The sequence below is a fragment of the Mesorhizobium vachelliae genome (assembly GCF_033977325.1).
GTDB classification, from domain to species: Bacteria; Pseudomonadota; Alphaproteobacteria; order Rhizobiales; family Rhizobiaceae; genus Mesorhizobium; species Mesorhizobium vachelliae.
In genome coordinates, this window is record NZ_JAVIIR010000014.1 from 113,732 (window position 1) to 130,978 (window position 17,247).

At 64.5% G+C, this 17,247-nt stretch carries 15 protein-coding genes; 8 read left to right on the top strand and 7 right to left on the bottom strand.

The genetic code is table 11. The features are described from left to right. Positions 1-92: 92 nt before the first annotated feature. Positions 93-1,583 (bottom strand): ATP-binding protein, encoded by a 1,491-nt coding sequence (locus RFM41_RS25950; RefSeq protein WP_320252127.1) that lies wholly within the window; start codon positions 1,581-1,583, stop codon positions 93-95. 255 nt (positions 1,584-1,838) lie between these two features. Between RFM41_RS25950 and rpmH the strand changes: the two genes are divergently transcribed. From rpmH to yidC, 3 genes are read left to right on the top strand one after another with little or no spacing between them, the layout of a single operon-like run. Beyond that, the gene (gene rpmH, locus RFM41_RS25955; RefSeq protein ID WP_008833937.1) at positions 1,839-1,973 is read left to right on the top strand and encodes a 50S ribosomal protein L34; all 135 of its coding nucleotides are present in this window, start codon (positions 1,839-1,841) and stop codon (positions 1,971-1,973) included. Positions 1,974-1,989: 16 nt separating this feature from the next. Next, positions 1,990-2,343 (top strand): ribonuclease P protein component, encoded by a 354-nt coding sequence (rnpA, locus tag RFM41_RS25960; protein WP_320252126.1) that lies wholly within the window; start codon positions 1,990-1,992, stop codon positions 2,341-2,343. Positions 2,344-2,357: 14 nt separating this feature from the next. After that, a complete protein-coding gene (yidC, locus tag RFM41_RS25965) occupies positions 2,358-4,187 on the top strand; it encodes a membrane protein insertase YidC (protein WP_320252125.1) in 1,830 nt (609 codons plus the stop codon). Positions 4,188-4,518: 331 nt separating this feature from the next. On the opposite strand, the gene RFM41_RS25970 is transcribed toward yidC, so the two are convergent. From RFM41_RS25970 to RFM41_RS25980, 3 genes are read right to left on the bottom strand one after another with little or no spacing between them, the layout of a single operon-like run. Then, positions 4,519-6,063: a DHA2 family efflux MFS transporter permease subunit gene (locus tag RFM41_RS25970; RefSeq protein WP_320252123.1), complete on the bottom strand. Its 1,545-nt coding sequence runs from the start codon at positions 6,061-6,063 to the stop codon at positions 4,519-4,521. Then, positions 6,060-7,352 (bottom strand): HlyD family secretion protein, encoded by a 1,293-nt coding sequence (locus RFM41_RS25975; RefSeq protein ID WP_320252121.1) that lies wholly within the window; start codon positions 7,350-7,352, stop codon positions 6,060-6,062. Before RFM41_RS25975 ends, RFM41_RS25970 begins: the two co-directional genes overlap by 4 nt. Continuing rightward, complete coding sequence (locus RFM41_RS25980; RefSeq protein ID WP_320252119.1) at positions 7,345-7,809, bottom strand: MarR family winged helix-turn-helix transcriptional regulator; 465 nt, start codon at positions 7,807-7,809, stop codon at positions 7,345-7,347. The genes RFM41_RS25975 and RFM41_RS25980 overlap by 8 nt, the downstream gene beginning before the upstream one ends. 167 nt (positions 7,810-7,976) lie before the next feature. On the opposite strand from RFM41_RS25980, the gene RFM41_RS25985 reads away from it, so the two are divergent. The 3 genes from RFM41_RS25985 (at position 7,977) to yihA (ending at position 9,741) form a co-directional block, all read left to right on the top strand. Further along, positions 7,977-8,291, top strand: a complete 315-nt coding sequence (locus tag RFM41_RS25985) for a hypothetical protein (RefSeq protein ID WP_320252117.1) — start codon at positions 7,977-7,979, stop codon at positions 8,289-8,291. 143 nt (positions 8,292-8,434) lie between these two features. Next, positions 8,435-9,073, top strand: coding sequence for a CatB-related O-acetyltransferase (locus RFM41_RS25990; RefSeq protein ID WP_320252116.1), 639 nt, complete (start codon positions 8,435-8,437; stop codon positions 9,071-9,073). Continuing rightward, positions 9,070-9,741: a ribosome biogenesis GTP-binding protein YihA/YsxC gene (yihA, locus tag RFM41_RS25995; RefSeq protein WP_320252115.1), complete on the top strand. Its 672-nt coding sequence runs from the start codon at positions 9,070-9,072 to the stop codon at positions 9,739-9,741. The genes RFM41_RS25990 and yihA overlap by 4 nt, the downstream gene beginning before the upstream one ends. 180 nt (positions 9,742-9,921) lie before the next feature. On the opposite strand, the gene RFM41_RS26000 is transcribed toward yihA, so the two are convergent. After that, positions 9,922-12,393, bottom strand: coding sequence for a DNA translocase FtsK (locus tag RFM41_RS26000; protein WP_430691561.1), 2,472 nt, complete (start codon positions 12,391-12,393; stop codon positions 9,922-9,924). A gap of 220 nt (positions 12,394-12,613) precedes the next feature. Beyond that, positions 12,614-13,312, bottom strand: coding sequence for a TetR/AcrR family transcriptional regulator (locus RFM41_RS26005; protein WP_320252112.1), 699 nt, complete (start codon positions 13,310-13,312; stop codon positions 12,614-12,616). Positions 13,313-13,444: 132 nt separating this feature from the next. Here RFM41_RS26005 and RFM41_RS26010 point away from each other — a divergent pair, with 132 nt between their 5' ends. Then, positions 13,445-14,638, top strand: a complete 1,194-nt coding sequence (locus RFM41_RS26010; RefSeq protein ID WP_320252110.1) for an HlyD family secretion protein — start codon at positions 13,445-13,447, stop codon at positions 14,636-14,638. A gap of 117 nt (positions 14,639-14,755) precedes the next feature. Beyond that, complete coding sequence (locus RFM41_RS26015) at positions 14,756-16,369, top strand: DHA2 family efflux MFS transporter permease subunit (protein ID WP_320252108.1); 1,614 nt, start codon at positions 14,756-14,758, stop codon at positions 16,367-16,369. Positions 16,370-16,518: 149 nt separating this feature from the next. On the opposite strand, the gene msrB is transcribed toward RFM41_RS26015, so the two are convergent. Continuing rightward, positions 16,519-17,022 (bottom strand): peptide-methionine (R)-S-oxide reductase MsrB, encoded by a 504-nt coding sequence (msrB, locus tag RFM41_RS26020; protein WP_320252107.1) that lies wholly within the window; start codon positions 17,020-17,022, stop codon positions 16,519-16,521. Between the last annotated feature and the right edge of the window lie 225 nt (positions 17,023-17,247).

Here is a 17,247-nt window from a genome sequence, read left to right on the forward strand (position 1 = left end):
GCCGATCCGGCAAAAGTTTTGTCGCAGGTGTTTTTTGCCGATGCTGACCGAGGCGCGCCGCTGCCGACAGCGCTCAGCCAGACGTGGTGGTCTCAAGCTGGGCGGCGCAGACCGTTGCGCGCTTGATCGAGCCGCACCGGCTGGTCGGGGATGGTGACGGCAAAGACGGTGCGGCCGCCGATCGATTCGACGAGCTCGACCGTGCCGCCATGGGCGCGGATCAATTCATGCGCGATCGCCAGGCCAAGGCCGGTGCCGCCGCTGCGCGCCGAGCCGCGGAAGGCGGCGAACAGGTTCTCGCGCGCCTTGGGCGGCAGGCCGGGGCCGGTGTCGGTGACGGTGATGCGGCTGACGCTGCCTTGGCGCTCGGCGGCGACCGCCAGCCGGCGCACCACCGCGCTTTCGGTGTCGGCGGCCATCGCCTGCACCGCGTTGCGGCAAAGATTGGTGAGCACGCGGAAGAGCTGGTCGGAATCGGCATCGACCTCGAAGGCGAGCTCGACGCCATTGATGAACTCGATGCCGTCCTCGATGTCGAGCAGGCCGTGCACGTCGTCAACCAGCTGGCGCAGCCGCACACGGCGGCGCGACGGCGCCGGCTCCTGCGTGCGGCCATAGGCGAGCACGCCTTCGGAATAGGCGACGGCGCGGTCGAGCGCGCGCAGAAGCTTGGGCGCGAAGGACTGCACGGTGGGATCCTTCACCTGGCGCAACCGATCCGACATCAGCTGAGCGGAAGCGAGGATGTTGCGCATGTCATGGTTGATCTTGGAGACGGCCAGGCCGAGGTCGGCGAGATGCTTCTGTTCCGACAGCGTCTTCTGCAGCCGGTCCTGCATCCGCGACAGTTCGCGCTCGGCCACGCCGATCTCGTCGGCGCGGTCGGCGGGGCGGATGACCCGCCCGGGATCGTCGGGCGCCTCGGAGAAGGCCAGGATCGAGCGCGTCATGGTGCGGATCGGCCCGATCATGATCAGGTCGATCGCCGCATAGACCAGCATGGCGGTGAAGAGCGAGATGAGCAGCGAGACGACGGCGACATTGCGCGAGTATCTCAGCATGGCGTCGCGCAAGCGGTAATCCGGCATGATCAGCTCGAATTCCTTGTCGCTGTCGCCGACCGGGCCGAAGACGCGCAGCATGCGCTTGCCGCCGAAGAAGAGCGTGTCGAGCGCGCCGGTCATGCCGTTGACCAGCCCGACATCGGCGATGTCGATATGCTCGTCGACCTGGGGCGGCATGTCGGAAACGACGAGCAGCCGGGAGACCCCGCCGTCGCGCACGGCGATCGCCTTGGCACCGATCGCCATCAGCACGTCGTTCTGGGCGTTGTGCGACAGCGAGTTGGGCTCGCCCTGCAATAGCACGATCGACACCGCGGCCGCGGTGCTCAAGCGCTCCTTCAGCCAATTGACCCGGTAGCTGGCGATCCAGGGCAGGAAGATCAGGACTTCGGCCAGGAGCACGAAGGCGATGGTGAGGAAGAGAAGCTTGGTCGACAGGCCGCGCGACAGCGGCACCCGGCGCGTCGAATTCGCCGGCGGCCTTGCCTTTTCATCGGTGGACAGGACTTCACTCGTCATGACGCGGTCTTCACGAAGCCTTGATCAGCCAAGATTATGTGATTTGCAGCTTTTTTGCCAATTTCAACCTTGGTCCGCGAAAAAATGCCTCGCGGCCACGCCGGATTGACTTCCAAAAACCTTCTTTCTATAAGCCCGCTCACGCTCGGGCCATTCGTTCCGGCGCGGTTTCGATCGCGCCTAAGCCGGCCCGGCAAAGCTCCTGTTACAGAGTGACAGAATCAAGAAGGGCCGCACCCCGCGGTATTAAAACAAATGAAGCGTACCTACCAACCGTCCAAGCTCGTCCGTAAGCGCCGGCATGGTTTCCGTGCCCGCATGGCCACCAAAGGTGGCCGTGGCGTCGTTGCTGCCCGCCGCAACCGCGGCCGCAAGCGGCTCAGCGCCTGAACGAAAGACGAGATCGTTGCCCGCAACCGGCAAGCCAAAGGGGAAAACTCCCGGGCGGCTTCTGAAACGCGCGGATTTCCTGGCTGTGCGCGGCGGCGAGAAACGCCGCGGGCGGCTTTTTCTCGTTGAAGTTCTCGACCGCGGCGACGACCTTGCGCCGCGCGTCGGCTATACCGTCACCAAGAAGGTCGGCAACGCCGTGGTGCGCAACCGCGTCCGGCGACGGCTGAGGGAAGCCGTGCGCGCGCATGCCGCCGATGACATGGCGCCCGGCAATGACTATGTCATCGTCGGGCGTGAGGACGTGCTTGCCATTCCGTTCGGCCAGTTGAAGGCCGAGCTTTCCCGCCGGCTGCGCGGAACACGATAGGCCAAGGGCTTTCGATGGAAAACAACCGCAATTTCTTCATCACCATCGCGCTGTCGGTGCTGATCCTGACGCTCTGGCAGGTGTTCTACATGAACCCGCGGATGGAGCAGCAGCGCGAGCAGGCCCGCATCGAGCAGCAGCGCGTGGAAGCGCAGAAGAAGGAAGCGCAGGGGACCAACCCCGGCGCGGCCGGCACGCCCGCCCCGGCGGCCGGCGGTGTCCCCGGCGCCCCAGGCGGCGACACCGTGACGGCAGCCAGCCGCGACCAGGCCGTCGCCGCGACCAAGCGCGTCAAGATCGACACGCCGAGCCTCGATGGTTCGATCAACCTGACCGGCGCGCGCCTCGATGACCTGAGGCTCAAGCGTTATACCGAGACGGTCGACAAGAACTCGCCCGAGATCGAGCTGCTCAACCCCTCGTCCTTGCCTAATGGCTATTTCGCCGAGATCGGCTTCATCGGCAACGACACGACCGGTGCCGTGCCGGGCGCGGATACGGTGTGGAGCGTCGAGGGCAATCCGACGCTGACTCCGTCGTCGCCGGTGACGCTGACCTTCACCAACGACAAGGGCCTGACCTTCAAGCGCACCATCTCGGTCGACAACGAGTATATGTTCACCGTGTCGGACACGGTGCAGAACTCGGGAGCCGCCCCGGTCTCGCTCTACAACTACGGACGCGTCACCCGCTTCGACAAGCCCGCGATTGCCAGCACCTACGTGCTGCATGAGGGGCTGATCGGCGTCACGGGCAGCGAGGGATTGCAGCAGTTCAAATACGCCGCGATCGAAAAGGACAAGGAAGTCAAACCCGGCAAATCGACCGACGGCTGGCTTGGCATCACCGACAAGTACTGGGCGGTGACGCTTGTCCCGACCACCAAGCAGCCCTTCCAGCCGAAGTTCTCGTTTTTCGAGCTCAAGGATGGCCCGCACAGCCATAGCTATCAGGCCGACTTCCTTACCGACGCGATCAACATTGCCCCTGGGCAGTCGGCGACAGCCGAGTCGTCCGTATTTGCCGGGGCGAAGGTGGTCTCGACGATCAATGGATATGAGCAGGACCGTCACATTCGCCAGTTCAACCTGCTGATCGACTGGGGCTGGTTCTATTTCATCACCAAGCCGATGTTCTGGCTCATCGACACGCTCTACAAATTCTTCGGCAATTTCGGGCTGGCGATCCTCGCCACCACCGTCATCGTCAAGGCCATCTTCTTCCCTCTCGCCAACAAGTCCTACGCCTCGATGGCGAACATGAAGAAGGTGCAGCCGAAGATGGTCGAGATTCGCGAGAAATACGCGGACGACAAGATGAAGCAGCAGCAGGCGATGATGGAGCTTTACAAGACCGAGAAGATCAATCCGCTCGCCGGCTGCTGGCCGGTGGCGCTGCAGATCCCGGTCTTCTTCTCGCTCTACAAGGTGCTCTATATCACCATCGAGATGCGGCACGCGCCGTTCTTCGGCTGGATCCACGACCTCGCGGCGCCGGATCCGACCTCGATCTTCAACCTGTTCGGCCTGCTGCCCTTCGCGGCGCCCGCCTTCCTGCCGCATATGGGCGCCTGGGCGGTGGTGATGGGCATCACCATGTTCCTGCAGATGCGCATGAACCCGGCGCCGCCGGACCCGACGCAGGCAGCGATCTTCACCTGGATGCCGGTGATCTTCACCTTCATGATGGGCTCTTTCCCGGCCGGCCTCGTCATCTACTGGGCCTGGAACAACACGCTGTCGATCCTGCAGCAGGGCGTGATCATGAAGCGCCAGGGCGCCAAGATCGAGTTGTGGGACAATCTGGCGGCAATGTTCCGCAAGAAACCATCGCCAGCGGAATAGAAGGTTCCGCGAGCTCCAGAACCAAAACCCCGGCCTTGCTTTGGCCGGGGTTTTTTGTTGGTTGCCGCTTCAGGGGGCTCACCGTTTCGCCGAACCGCTGAACCGCTTCACCCTGTTTGTTCGCGTGTGGTTGCCCAGGAACCCAGCGCGCGTCCGGGCGACATATTGGATTTTTCGCAAATTTGTCGGGAGCCCGTGAAACTCCGCGCCGGCTGGCCTCGTATGATTCCAGTCCTCCCCAAAAAGGCCGGATGGCTTCCGGCGCAATGACGCCGGTGTTTGGGAGGCTGTTCGGCAGACCGGGATCCCGCCACGGCGGGATCCCGGTCCCTCATTCCATGACAGCGCTGTGATCGATCTTGGCCGGCGTGCCAGGCTTGCGCAACAGAAGCACCAGCGGGATGGCGGCCAAGGACAGGATCATCATCAGCTTGAAGTCGTCGACATAGGAAATGATCGTCGCCTGCAGCGTGACCAGGCCGTCGAGCGCGGCGCGGCCGGCGGCGGTGTAAGGGCTCATCGCCTGCGAGATCGCCGGATCGCTGAAGGCCGGATTGTAGGGCGTCACATAGGTGGCGATGTTAGCGTGGTTGATCTGCTGGTTCTGCGTCAAAAGCGCCGTGACAACCGAGATGCCGACGCTGGAGCCAATGTTGCGCGACAGATTGTAGAGGCCGGTGCCTTCCGAGCGCCGCTCCGGCGCCAGCGTGGCGAAGGTGATGGTGGTGAGCGGCACGAACAGGAAGCCCAGGCCGGCACCCTGGATGAAGCCGGTGCTGATGATCGTCCATTGCGAGACGTCCGGCGTCCAGCCGGTCATGTCGTACATCGCCCAGGCGGTGATCGCGAGACCGATGAACAGCAGCCAGCGCGTGTCGACCTTGCCGACCAGGCGGCCGACGATGAACATGCAGGCCATGGTGCCGAGGCCGCGCGGCCCCATGACGATGCCGGCCGTCACCACCGGATAGCCCATCAGCGTCTGCAGGTAAGGCGTCATCAGCGCCAGCGAGGCGAGATAGGTGATGCCGATGATGAAGATGAAGATCATGCCGACGGAGAAGTTGCGGTCGAGGAACAGCCGCGGGTTCACGAATGTGTCGCGTGCTGTGAAGGTGTGGACGATGAAGATGTAGAAGGCCGATGCGCAGACCAGCGCCTCGACGATGATCTCGGCCGAGGAGAACCAGTTGAGCTGCTCGCCGCGGTCGAGGAACATCTGCAGCGAGGCGATGGCGATCGAGAGCATGCCGAAGCCAAGCCAGTCGAGCCTCGCCTTGAGGTCGAGCTTGGTTTCCTGGACGAACATCGAGACGCCCATAAAGGCCAGCGCGCCGATCGGCACGTTGATGTAGAAGACCCAGCGCCAGGAGACGTTCTCGGTCAGCCAGCCGCCGATGACCGGGCCGAGCACCGGGCCGACCATGACCGAGACGCCGAACAGCGCCATGGCCGAGCCGCGCTCCTCGACGCTGTAGATGTCGAGCAGGATCGACTGCGACAGCGGCACGAGTGCCGCGCCGAACAGGCCCTGCAGCAGGCGGAAGCCGACGATCTGCGGCAGCGACTGGGCGAAGCCGCACAGCACCGAGGCCACGACGAAGCCAGTGATGGCGACGAGCAGGATGCGCTTGCGGCCGAAGCGGTTGGCGAGATAGCCGGACGGCGGCGTCATCACCGCCGCGGCGACGATATAGGAGGTGAGCACCCAGTTGATCTGGTCGGCGCTCGCCGAGACGCTGCCCTGGATATAGGGCAGCGCCACATTGGCGATGGTGGTGTCCAGCGCCTGCATGATGACCGCCAGGATCACGCAAGCGGTGATGGCGCCGCGATTGGCGACCACGGGCGCGCCTGTCGCGGAAGCCGTTGTCATGACTTTTGTCCGAAACGCTTGAGGAGGTCGGTGACGAAGTCGGGCAGGCCGCGGGCGTGGCCGGTGTCGATGCTGACGACCGCGCTCATGCCGCCGCGCAGCGGCGGCTTGCCGTCCGGATCGTCGATCGTCACCCGCATCGGGATGCGCTGCACGACCTTGACCCAGTTGCCACTGGTGTTCTGCGCCGGCAGCAGCGAGAAGCTGGACGAGGAAGCAGGGCTGATCGAGCCGACCGTGCCGTGCCAGACCTCGCCCGGATAGCCGTCGATGCTGATCGTCGCCTCCTGGCCCGGGCGCACATAGGTGAGCTCGGTTTCCTTCGGCTCTGACGCGATCCAGATGTCGGTCGACGACACCAGGCTGAAGGCCGGCTGCGAGGCCGGCAGGTACTTGCCGACCTGCAAAGCGTCGACATTGGTGACGATGCCGTCGAACGGCGCCTTGACGACGGAGTCGTTAAGGTTGCGTTGCGCATCGTCAACCGCCGACTGGGCCTGCAGGTAGAAGGGGTTCTGCTCGACAGGCTGGCTGGCGTCGCCGCCGAGCTGGGCAAGCATCGCCTGCGCCTGCGCCTTGGCGACGGTCACCTTCTGGCGGGCCGCTATGAGATCGTGCTGGGCGCTGTCGAAGGTGGCCTTGGAGGCGGTCGAGGTCTTGAGCAGGTCCTGCTGACGCTGGAAAGCGGACTCGTAATAGGGGAGGTCCGCCTGCGCCTGGTCGATCGTGGCGAGCGACTGCTGGTAGCTCGCCTGCAGCGTCAGCACCTGGTTGCGCACGGTGCCGAGCTGCGCCTTGGCGCCGGCGAGCGCGGTCTCGAAGGAGGCCGGCCGCAGGCGGAAGAGCACATCGCCCTTCTTCACCGCCTGGTTGTCGTGCACGTCGATCTCCTGCACGGTGCCGGAGACGTCGGTTGAGACGCCAAGTGACTGCGCCTGGATATAGGCGTTGTCGGTGGTCATGACCTGGCCGCCGATGACGTAGTAGTAGCCGCCGGCCACCAGCGCGACGGGCAGAAGCGCAAACAGGATCGGCCGCGTCAGGCTGCGGCGCGGCTTGACGGGCGCGGGCGGAGCCACCGTGACGGCAGCCGGCTTCGGCTGGGCCGAGGGAGCCTCCAGCGTCGCCGGCTCTGGCGCCACGGGCGCTTCCAGCTCATCGTCTTCGACGACAGGCGGATTGCCGCGCCTTTGCTCGCGCTGGCTGTCCAGGTGAATGACCTGGTCGCTTGCTCTTTCGCCAACATTTTCCTCGTCGGCGGGCTTTCTGGGTGAGGTTCCTTCAGACATGGATTTTCTCCCGGTCGACGGCCGGCTGGGTGCAGGCCTCGAGCAGATTGGATTTGATCAGGCAAAGGGTTTGCAGCAGCTGCTGCTGCGCGTCCGCGGACAGGCCCGTAAAGGCCTCCTCGCGCGTCTTTTGGCCATTGCTGCGCATCACTTCGATGAGCGGATGAGCCTTCGGGGTCAGATAGATAAGCCACGCCCGGCGGTCGGCCGGATCGGGCCGCCGCTCGATGAAGCCGCGCGCCTCCATCTTGTCGAGCAGCCTTGCGAGCGTGATCGGCATGATCTCGATGAGGTCAGCCAGCTTGTTCTGATGGATGCCTTCCTGCCGCGAGAGATAGGACAGCACCTGCCATTGCGCGCGGGTCAGGTCAAAGGCGCGCGAGCGCTGCTCGAACCGCTTCCTGAGCAGGCGCGCGACATCGTGCAGCACGAAGCTGATATTGGGCGAGGTGGACATGGGAGGACTTCAGAGTCGACAGACAGGCTTTCGTAAGCATGCTTATTATCATCATGCACATAATCCTGCTGGACGCGGAGCGCAAGACCGACTAAGGCGCTTGGTAAAAATATCGCATAGGCCAGAACCCGGTCCGACCGGCTTTGGGTCACGGCACGGACAAGACGATGAAACGGCTCAAGATCGCCATGCTGGCGCTGCTCATGGGATACGCTTTTCCGGCCGCCGCGAAGGACGCGGTGAGCTGCGGCGGAGCGGCGATGCTGGGCGGCGCGCAGCTCAACTGCAGCCACGTGCAACCCAAAGCACCGCCGCAGTTCTGCACCTTCAGCTGGGCCCTGCACACGACGACCGGCGACCAGAAAATCGTCGAGGGCAGCTTCTCGCTGCCGCCGGGAGCGTCGAACGTCCAGGTCTACCAGGGCAGCGGCTTCGACAGCGCCCTTTCCAACCCGATCGTGATCTGCCGCGGCAGGCAGTGAACGGTTGGTGCCGCAGCCGGATCACGTTAGTTTGATCGGACGTTGACCGCGCCGGATACGCACTGTCTCTCTTTTTTACGCAATTCCGGACGGAAAACCGCTCACACTTTTCCTGGAATTGCTCTAGCCACGGAGGGACGGCGATGACCGGACCCAACCCCAACATCAAGCATCCGATCGCGATGCATCCGCGCGTCGGCTTCCTGAAGGGGCTGGTGACGTCGCCCAACATCGAGATCGGCGACTTCACCTATTACGACGACCCCGACGGCCCGGACAAATTCGCCGAGAAATGCGTGCTGCACCATTACGACTTCATCGGCGACCGGCTGGTGATCGGCAAGTTCTGCGCCATCGCGGAAGGCGCGCGCTTCATCATGAACGGCGCCAACCACGCCATGTCCGGCTTCTCGACCTTTCCGTTCAACATCTTCGGCCATGGCTGGGAGGAAGGTTTTGACCCGCAGAGCTGGTCGAAGGAAATCCGCGGCGACACCATCGTCGAAAATGACGTGTGGATCGGCATGGAGGCGGTGATCATGCCGGGCGTGAAAGTGGGCGACGGCGCCATCGTGGCGGCGAAATCGGTTGTCACGCACGACGTGCCGCCTTATGCGATCGTCGCCGGCAATCCGGCCAGGGTGGTGAAGATGCGCTTCGACGAATTCACGGTGCGGCGGCTGTTGAAGGCTGCCTGGTGGGACTGGCCGGTCGACAAGATCAGCCGCAACCTCAACGCCATTCGCGGCGCCGACATTTCAAAGCTGGAGGCGGCGGTTTGAACGCGCCCGGCAAAAGCACGAACGAAACGGCAATCAGCCAGGATCTGTTCACCCGCGGCTGGATCTTCATCCGCGGCGTGCCGTCGATGAAGTTCCTGCCGCCGGAGGGACCGCCGGAGATCGCCTTCGCCGGCCGCTCCAATGTCGGCAAGTCGTCGCTGATCAACGCGCTGGTCGGGCACAAGGGCCTGGCGCGCACCTCGAACACGCCGGGACGCACGCAGGAGCTCAACTATTTCGTGCCTGACGGCTTTTCCGGCGAAGGCGCCGACCTGCCGCCGATGGCGCTGGTCGACATGCCTGGCTACGGCTATGCCAGCGCGCCGAAGGACAAGGTCGATGAGTGGACGAAACTCATCTACGAATATCTGCAGGGTCGCGTGACGCTGAAACGCGTCTATGTGCTGATCGACGCCCGCCACGGCATCAAGGCCAAGGACGAGGAAGTGCTGACCCTGCTCGACAAGGCGGCGGTGTCCTACCAGGTGGTGCTGACCAAGACCGACAAGATCAAGGCCGCCGGCGTGCCGAGGCTGATCGAGGAGACGCTGGCCAAGATCAAGAAGCGGCCGGCGGCGTTTCCGGTGGTGCTGGCGACCTCTTCGGAGAAAGCCTCTGGCCTGGATGAGCTGCGCGCGGCGATCGTGCTGGTGGCGAACGGCGGCTGACGCAGTTATCGCCTTGGAGCGGGTAGCCGCGTATGGCGCTCCCCCTCGCCCAGCCTCCGCTTCGCTCGGCTGACCTCTCCCCCAGGGGAGAGGAGACGATCGGCGCCGACGCCAATCTCTTCTCCCCTCGGGGAGAAGGTGGCCGCGAAGGGGCCGGATGAGGGGGCTGGCGCGGCCCGCTCAGTCTATGTCCTCGCGCTCCGGCTCGCGATCGCGCCGGCCGGTGAGGATCTCGCGCTTGCCGACATGGTTGGGGGCGCCGACCAGGCCTTCCTTTTCCATGCGTTCGACCAGCGAGGCGGCGCGGTTGTAGCCGACGCCGAGACGGCGCTGGATGTAGGAGGTCGAGCATTTCTTGTCGCGCTTGACCACCTTGACGGCTTCCTCGTAGAGCGCGTCGCCATCCTCCTCGGCGATCGCGCTTTTGTCGAACACGGGACCGGTGTCGGCCGCTTCCTCGGCCTCTTCCTCGTCGGCGGTGACGGTGTCGAGATATTCGGGACGCCCCTGTGCCTTCAGATGCGCCACGACGTGCTCGACCTCGAGGTCGGACACGAAGGGGCCATGCACGCGCGAAATGCGTCCGCCGCCGGCCATGTGCAGCATGTCGCCCTGGCCGAGCAGCTGCTCGGCGCCCTGCTCGCCCAGAATGGTGCGGCTGTCGATCTTCGACGTCACCTGGAAGGAGATGCGGGTCGGGAAATTCGCCTTGATCGTGCCGGTGATGACATCGACGGAGGGCCGCTGCGTGGCCATGATCAGATGGATGCCGGCGGCGCGTGCCATCTGCGCCAGTCGCTGGATGGCGCCTTCGATCTCCTTGCCGGCCACCATCATCAGGTCGGCCATCTCGTCGACGATGATGACGATGTAGGGCATGGGCGCGAGGTCGATCACGCGTTCCTCGAACAGCGGCTCGCCCGTGCCCTTCTCGAAGCCGGCCTGCACCTGCATGGTGACGACCTCGCCCTTGTCGCGGGCGCTTGCCGCACGCTGGTTGTAGCCGTCGATGTTGCGCACGCCGAGACGCGCCATCTTGCGGTAGCGGTCCTCCATCTCGCGCACCGCCCATTTGAGGGCGGTCACCGCCTTCTTCGGATCGGTGACGACCGGCGTCAGGAGATGCGGGATGCCGTCATAGACGGAGAGCTCCAGCATCTTGGGGTCGACCATGATGAGGCGGCATTCCTCCGGCTTCATCCTGTAGAGCAGCGACAGGATCATGGTGTTGATGGCGACCGACTTGCCGGAACCGGTTGTGCCCGCCACCAGCAGATGAGGCATCTTGGCGAGCTCGGCGATGACCGGCTCGCCGCCGATCGTCTTGCCGAGGCCGAGCGCCAGCTTGCAGGAGGTGTTGCGGAAGCCGGCCGATCCGATCAGCTCGCGGAAATAGACCGTCTCGCGCGTCTCGTTGGGCAATTCGATGCCGATGACGTTGCGGCCCGGCACCACGGCGACGCGCGCCGAGATGGCCGACATCGAGCGGGCGATGTCGTCGGCCAGGCCGATGACGCGGCTGGACTTGACGCCCGGCGCCGGCTCGAACTCGTAGAGCGTGACGACAGGACCGGGGCGGACATGGATGATCTCGCCCTTGACGCCGAAATCCTCCAGCACGCTTTCGAGCAGATCGGCATTCTGCTCCATCCGCTCCTGCGACATGTAGAAGCCCTGGCCTTCCGGCGGCAGCTGAAGAAGATCCTCGGAGGGAAGCTCGTAGCCGGTCATCGCGGATAGCGGCATGACCTCGCCGGCCATGGGCAGCGAAGGCGCCTGCCTGGGCGATCTTGCGCTCACGGGAGCGGAAACCGGCACGGGCTCGACAGGCGTCGGTTGGACGGTCGCGAGGGCCGGCGTGGACGTCGAAGCAGAGCCAGCATTCGGCACATTGGAGCGCCATTCGATGACCCGGTAAAACGACGTCGCCTCGCTCATGAAGGGGGCGTGAGCCTGCCTAGGCTGGGCCGCCGGACGCTGCGCCGGCATCGGCTTGACCGGTGGCTGCGCCGGAACGGCGGGCGCCTGACCGGCTTCGCTCAAACGTGCCCGCGCCAGGCGCTCGGCGAGGAAGGGCATGCCGAATTCGAAGAAGGCATGGTCGGAAAGATAGGACCAGCGCAGTCCGCTCGGGCGCGGTTTTGGCGTCGGAGCGGCGGTAACCTGGGTCGACGCGGTCGGAGGAGCCGGAACCGCGGCCGGAGCAACCGTGGAAGGTGCGCGGACCGCTTTGGCTTGCATCGGCGCAGCGGCGGGGACGGCGGGATTTTTCCGGACCGGAGCGGCTGGCGGCGAAGCCGGCGGCGCGGGCCGAACGGGCTGAATCGTGGGCGCCTTGCCTGGCGCGGCGTCTTCCTGCGGGGCGGCCCGCCTGGCGAGGTCGGTGTCCGGCGTGCGGGTGAACCGCACATTGGGCGCAAGGAAGAAATAGTCCTGCCAGGCCGGGCGGCTGAATTCGCCGCCATCGGCCGAATCGAGCGATGCGTTGCGCGCGGCATCCGATTCGCTTGCCGGCGCGGCGCGGAGCGGAACCACCTGCCCCGCCTGCGCCCGCGAAACCCCGCCCCGGCGCTCGTCCGCGCTGTGATCGTCGTCGCCTTGATAGGCGGAAGCACCGGAAAGATTGGCACGGGGAAAGCGCATGGATGTCATACTCGAGACTCGCCGGTTGAACGTCTCCCGAGACATAGGAAGCGATGGTTAACAGGCCCTTCCGAAAGTGCCTGCCTGACGATGCCGATCAATATTTTGGGAAGGACGACGGACGATCTCGATGGCGTCGCGTTCAGCCGTCATACCCGCGCCTTCAAGGACGCGCACGGCCTTTCAGCCCTGCTTCACGCTGCTTCGGGATTCATGTGCCCCGGAGCGGTCAGGCGGGTTGCAACGCCTTTTCCTCGGCGAGGAATTTTTCCGTGGCGTAGGCCTTGAGGAAGACGTCGACGCCGGACTTCACGACACGCTCGATCTCCGCCGGGGTCGGCGCCTTTGTGCGGTAGGAAAAGATGCACTGGCGAAACAGACCGGCAAGGCAGAGCTCAGTGAACTGATAGGCGGCAAGGTCGACATCGTCGATCTTGAGCAGGCCGCGTTCGACGGCTTCGTTGAGGAAAGCCATGACCTTGTCATGGCCACGCTTCGGGCCGCGCTCGTAGAAGCGCGCGCCAAGCTCGGGAATCCGGTCGGCGGCGCCGACCACGGTGCGCTGGGCCTGGATGACCTTGGCCGAGGTGATCTTAGCGGAGAGCCCCATGCCGAACTTGACCAGCGTCTTGCGGAGGTCGTCGAAATGGTCGAGCACCTCATACATGTTCTTGAAGATGGTGCCGCGCTCTTCCTCAATGAGAGCCTCGAACAGCTCTTCCTTGTTTTGGAAATAGACGTAGATCGTGCCCTTGGAGACGCCGGCCTCGCGCGTGATGTCGTTCATCGAGGCGGCCTCGAAGCCCTTGTCTATGAAGACGCGGCGGGCGCCTTCGATGATCTGGGCGCGCTTGACCGGGTCCTGCCCGGCGGCCGGGCGCCCTTTGCGTAAGTCGAGCAGATCGCTATCGGCTGTCGTTTCGACCATGGAAGTCGTTCCTTGAAAAATATTTCGAACCGCTCGGTTCGATTTCCTCTTGATATGGCTCTCTTTCCGCGCTATGTCAATCACCAATTCGAACCGAACGGTTCAGTATGACTGACATCCAGAGAGATCCCCATGTCCTCGAACGCGCCCGCCACCGCCGAAGTCCGCACCTTTCCCAACGCCAAGGTACAACCGTCGACCGAAGCGCCGGAAATCCCTCTCCAGCCCGCCGCTCCGGTTGCGACGCCCGCGGCTGAGGCACCAGCCAAGAAGAAGCGTTCGGCGCGCTCTTTCCTTTTGCCGATCATCGGCCTTGCCCTTCTCGGCGCCGGCTCCTGGTATGGGTATAACTATTGGACCGACGGCCGGTTCATGATCTCCACCGACGACGCCTATGTCCAGGCCGATATGTCGTTCGTTTCACCAAAAATATCGGGTTACATCGACAAGGTGCTGGTGAGCGAGAACCAGAAGGTCAAGGCCGGCGATCCGCTGTTCGTCATCGACAATGGCGACTACAAGATCGCCGTCGCCCAGGCCGAGGCGCAGATCGCCACCTTGAGCAAGACGCTCGACCGCATCGACGCCCAGACCAAGGCGGCCCAGGCCTCGCTGTCGCAGGCCCAGGCGCAGAAGGTTGCCGACCAGGCGGCCGCCGACAATGCGGAGCGCGCCCAGATGCGCGCCGCGCAGCTGCTCAAGACCCATGTCGGCACGCAGGCTCAGCTCGACGATGCCCAGACCGCGCTCGACCAGGCCAAGGCGGCGCTTGTCGGCGCCGATGCGCAGATCGCCGCGGCGCAGGCCAATATCGGCGTTCTGGAAGCACAGCGCGCGGAATCGGCCTCGACGCTCGCCTCGCTGCAGCTCACCCGCGACAAGGCCCAGCGCGACCTCTCTTTCACCGTGCTGAAGGCGCCCTATGACGGCGTCGTCGGCAACCGCTCGGTCGAGCAGGGCGACCTCGTCAGCCCGGGCCAGAAGCTCGCCGTTGTCGTGCCGATGGACAAGCTCTACATCGTCGGCAACTTCAAGGAGACGCAGCTCGGCCGCATGGTGCCCGGCCAGAAGGTCCGCATCACTGTCGACGCGATCGACGGCCAGACCTTCGAAGGCACGGTCTCCTCGCTGGCGCCGGCTTCGGGCGCGGTGTTCTCGCTGCTGCCGCCGGAAAACGCCACCGGCAACTTCACCAAGGTGGTGCAGCGCGTGCCCGTGCGCATCGACGTGCCGGCCGATGTGCTGAAGACCGGCAAGCTGCGCGCCGGCCTGAGCGTCGTCGTCGCGGTCGACAACCGCACCGCGCCGGCCTCGACGACCAACTGATCGGGGGGCGGTTCGGTGGCCATTCGAGCGCCGAGCCGCCCAGCCTGCTTTATCCGTTCGACGCAATCCGGGACCGGCCCGCGCCTGTCCTCGAGAATTGCTTAGGGAGGCCATGACATGGCAACCGCAACCATCACCGCAGGAGCAATGCCGGGACGCCCCATCGCCGCCGCGCCAGCCCTGTCCGCGGACCATATGCCGGTGCGCCGCGTCGTCGCCTTCCTGGCGATGGTGTTCGGCATGTTCATGGCGATCCTCGACATCCAGATCGTCTCGGCCTCGCTGTCGGAAATCCAGGCGGGCCTGAGCGCCAGCTCCGACGAGATCCCGTGGGTGCAGACCGCCTATCTGATCGCCGAGGTGGTGATGATCCCGCTGTCCGGCTTCCTCAGCCGCATGCTGTCGACGCGGGTCCTGTTCACCACCGCGGCGGCCGGCTTCACCGCGGCCAGCGCGCTCGCCGCCACCGCCACCAACATCGACCAGATGATCGTCTACCGCGCCATCCAGGGTTTCATCGGCGGTGGCATGATCCCGAGCGTCTTCGCGGCCGCCTTCACCATCTTCCCGCCTTCCAGGCGCGCCATCGTTTCGCCGATGATCGGCCTGGTGGCGACGCTGGCGCCGACGATCGGCCCGACGGTGGGCGGCTATATCAGCCACGCCATGTCCTGGCACTGGCTGTTCCTGATCAATGTCGTGCCCGGCATCCTGGTGGCGACGGCGGCCTGGGCGCTGATCGATTTCGACAAGCCCAACCTGAAACTGTTCTCCAAGTTCGACTGGTGGGGCCTGATCGGCATGGCCGCTTTCCTCGGCTGTATGGAATATGTGCTGGAGGAAGGCCCGAACCATGACTGGCTGCAGGAGCCGGCGGTCTTTGCCTGCGCCATCATCATGACCATCGGCGGCGTCATCTTCTTCTGGCGCGTCTTCACCGCCGAAGAGCCGATCGTCGACCTCAGGGCCTTCAGCAACGTCAACTTCGCCTTCGGCTCGCTGTTCTCCTTCGTCGTCGGCATCGGCCTTTACGGGCTCACCTATCTCTATCCGGTGTTCCTCGGCCGTATCCGCGGCTACGATTCGATGATGATCGGCGAGGCGCTGTTCGTCAGCGGCCTGGCGATGTTCTTCACCGCGCCCATTGCCGGCATCCTGTCGAACAAGATCGATCTCAGGCTGATGATGATGATTGGTTTCCTCGGCTTCGCCACCGGCACCTGGTGGATGACGCATCTCACCGCCGACTGGGATTTCTATGAGCTGTTGATCCCGCAGATCCTGCGCGGCTGCTCGATGATGCTGTGCATGGTGCCGATCAACAACATCGCGCTCGGCACCCTGCCGCCGGAACGGCTGAAGAATGCGTCCGGCCTGTTCAACCTGACCCGCAACCTCGGCGGCGCGGTCGGCCTCGCGCTCATCAACACAGTGCTGATCGACCGCAACGCCTTCCACTACGCCCGGCTTTCCGAGCACGTGCAGTGGGGCAGCCAGGCGGCGCAGACCAAGCTGCAGAACATGACGCTGAATTTCGAGCAGACCGCCGGCCTCGACGCCACAAGTGCCGCGATCTCGAAACTGTCCGGCATGGTGCAGCAGCAGGCCGCGCTTTTGTCCTTCATGGACGTGTTCATGATGCTGACGGTGCTGTTCGCCTCGCTCGGATTCTTCGTGCTGTTCATCAACAAGCCGGAGCAGCAGCGCGGCGGTGGCGGCGGAGGCCATTGAGGAGCCGGAACCCCCGCCTGGCTTCCTCAACGCGTGACCCCGGAAATCGGCGACGATTTCCGGGGTCATTCTTTTTCGAGCAGTTGAAAGTTGTTCTTGCTTGCAGCAATTCCGGACGGAAAACCGCTGCGCACTTTTCCTGAAATTGCTTAGGCAGAGGCTGGCTTGAAGCTCAGCGCCACGCCGTTGATGCAGTGGCGCAGGCCGGTGGGCGGCGGACCGTCGTCGAAGACATGGCCGAGATGGCCGCCGCAGCGCCGGCAGTGCACTTCGGTGCGCACCATGCCGAGCGTGCGGTCCTCGGTCTTGCCGATGGAATTGGCGATCTCCTGCCAGAAGCTCGGCCAGCCAGTGCCGGAATCGAACTTCGTCTCCGACGAATAGACCGGCAGGTCGCAGCCGGCGCAGGCGAAGATGCCCTTGCGGTGCTCGTTGAGCAGCGGGCTGGTGCCGGGATATTCCGTGCCTTGCTTGCGCAGCACGTCGAAAGCCTCGTCCGAAAGGATGGCATGCCATTCGGCATCGGTCTTGGTGACCTCGAAGGTCTCGGCGGCGAGAGCGGGCTTGGGTCCACCGGCGCGCAGCATCGCTGCGGATCCGACGATGAGAGCGGTGGCGGCAGCCCCGCTCCAGAGAAAATCGCGACGGTTCATGGCCGTTCCTCCTGACGCATTTTGCCAAGATAGAGCCCGGCCCGAAAATCAAAAGCCGGTGACGCTCCATCTCCTCATTCGAGCAATTCCGGACAGAAACCTCGCGGAACACTCCGGATGCTGCTCCGCGCCGCCCTTGCGGCACGACGCGGAGCACACCCTTGCCGGCGGCGCGGATCTTTAATATCGCGGCCGGCGCTCAGCCATGTCTTCGCCGGCCAGGTC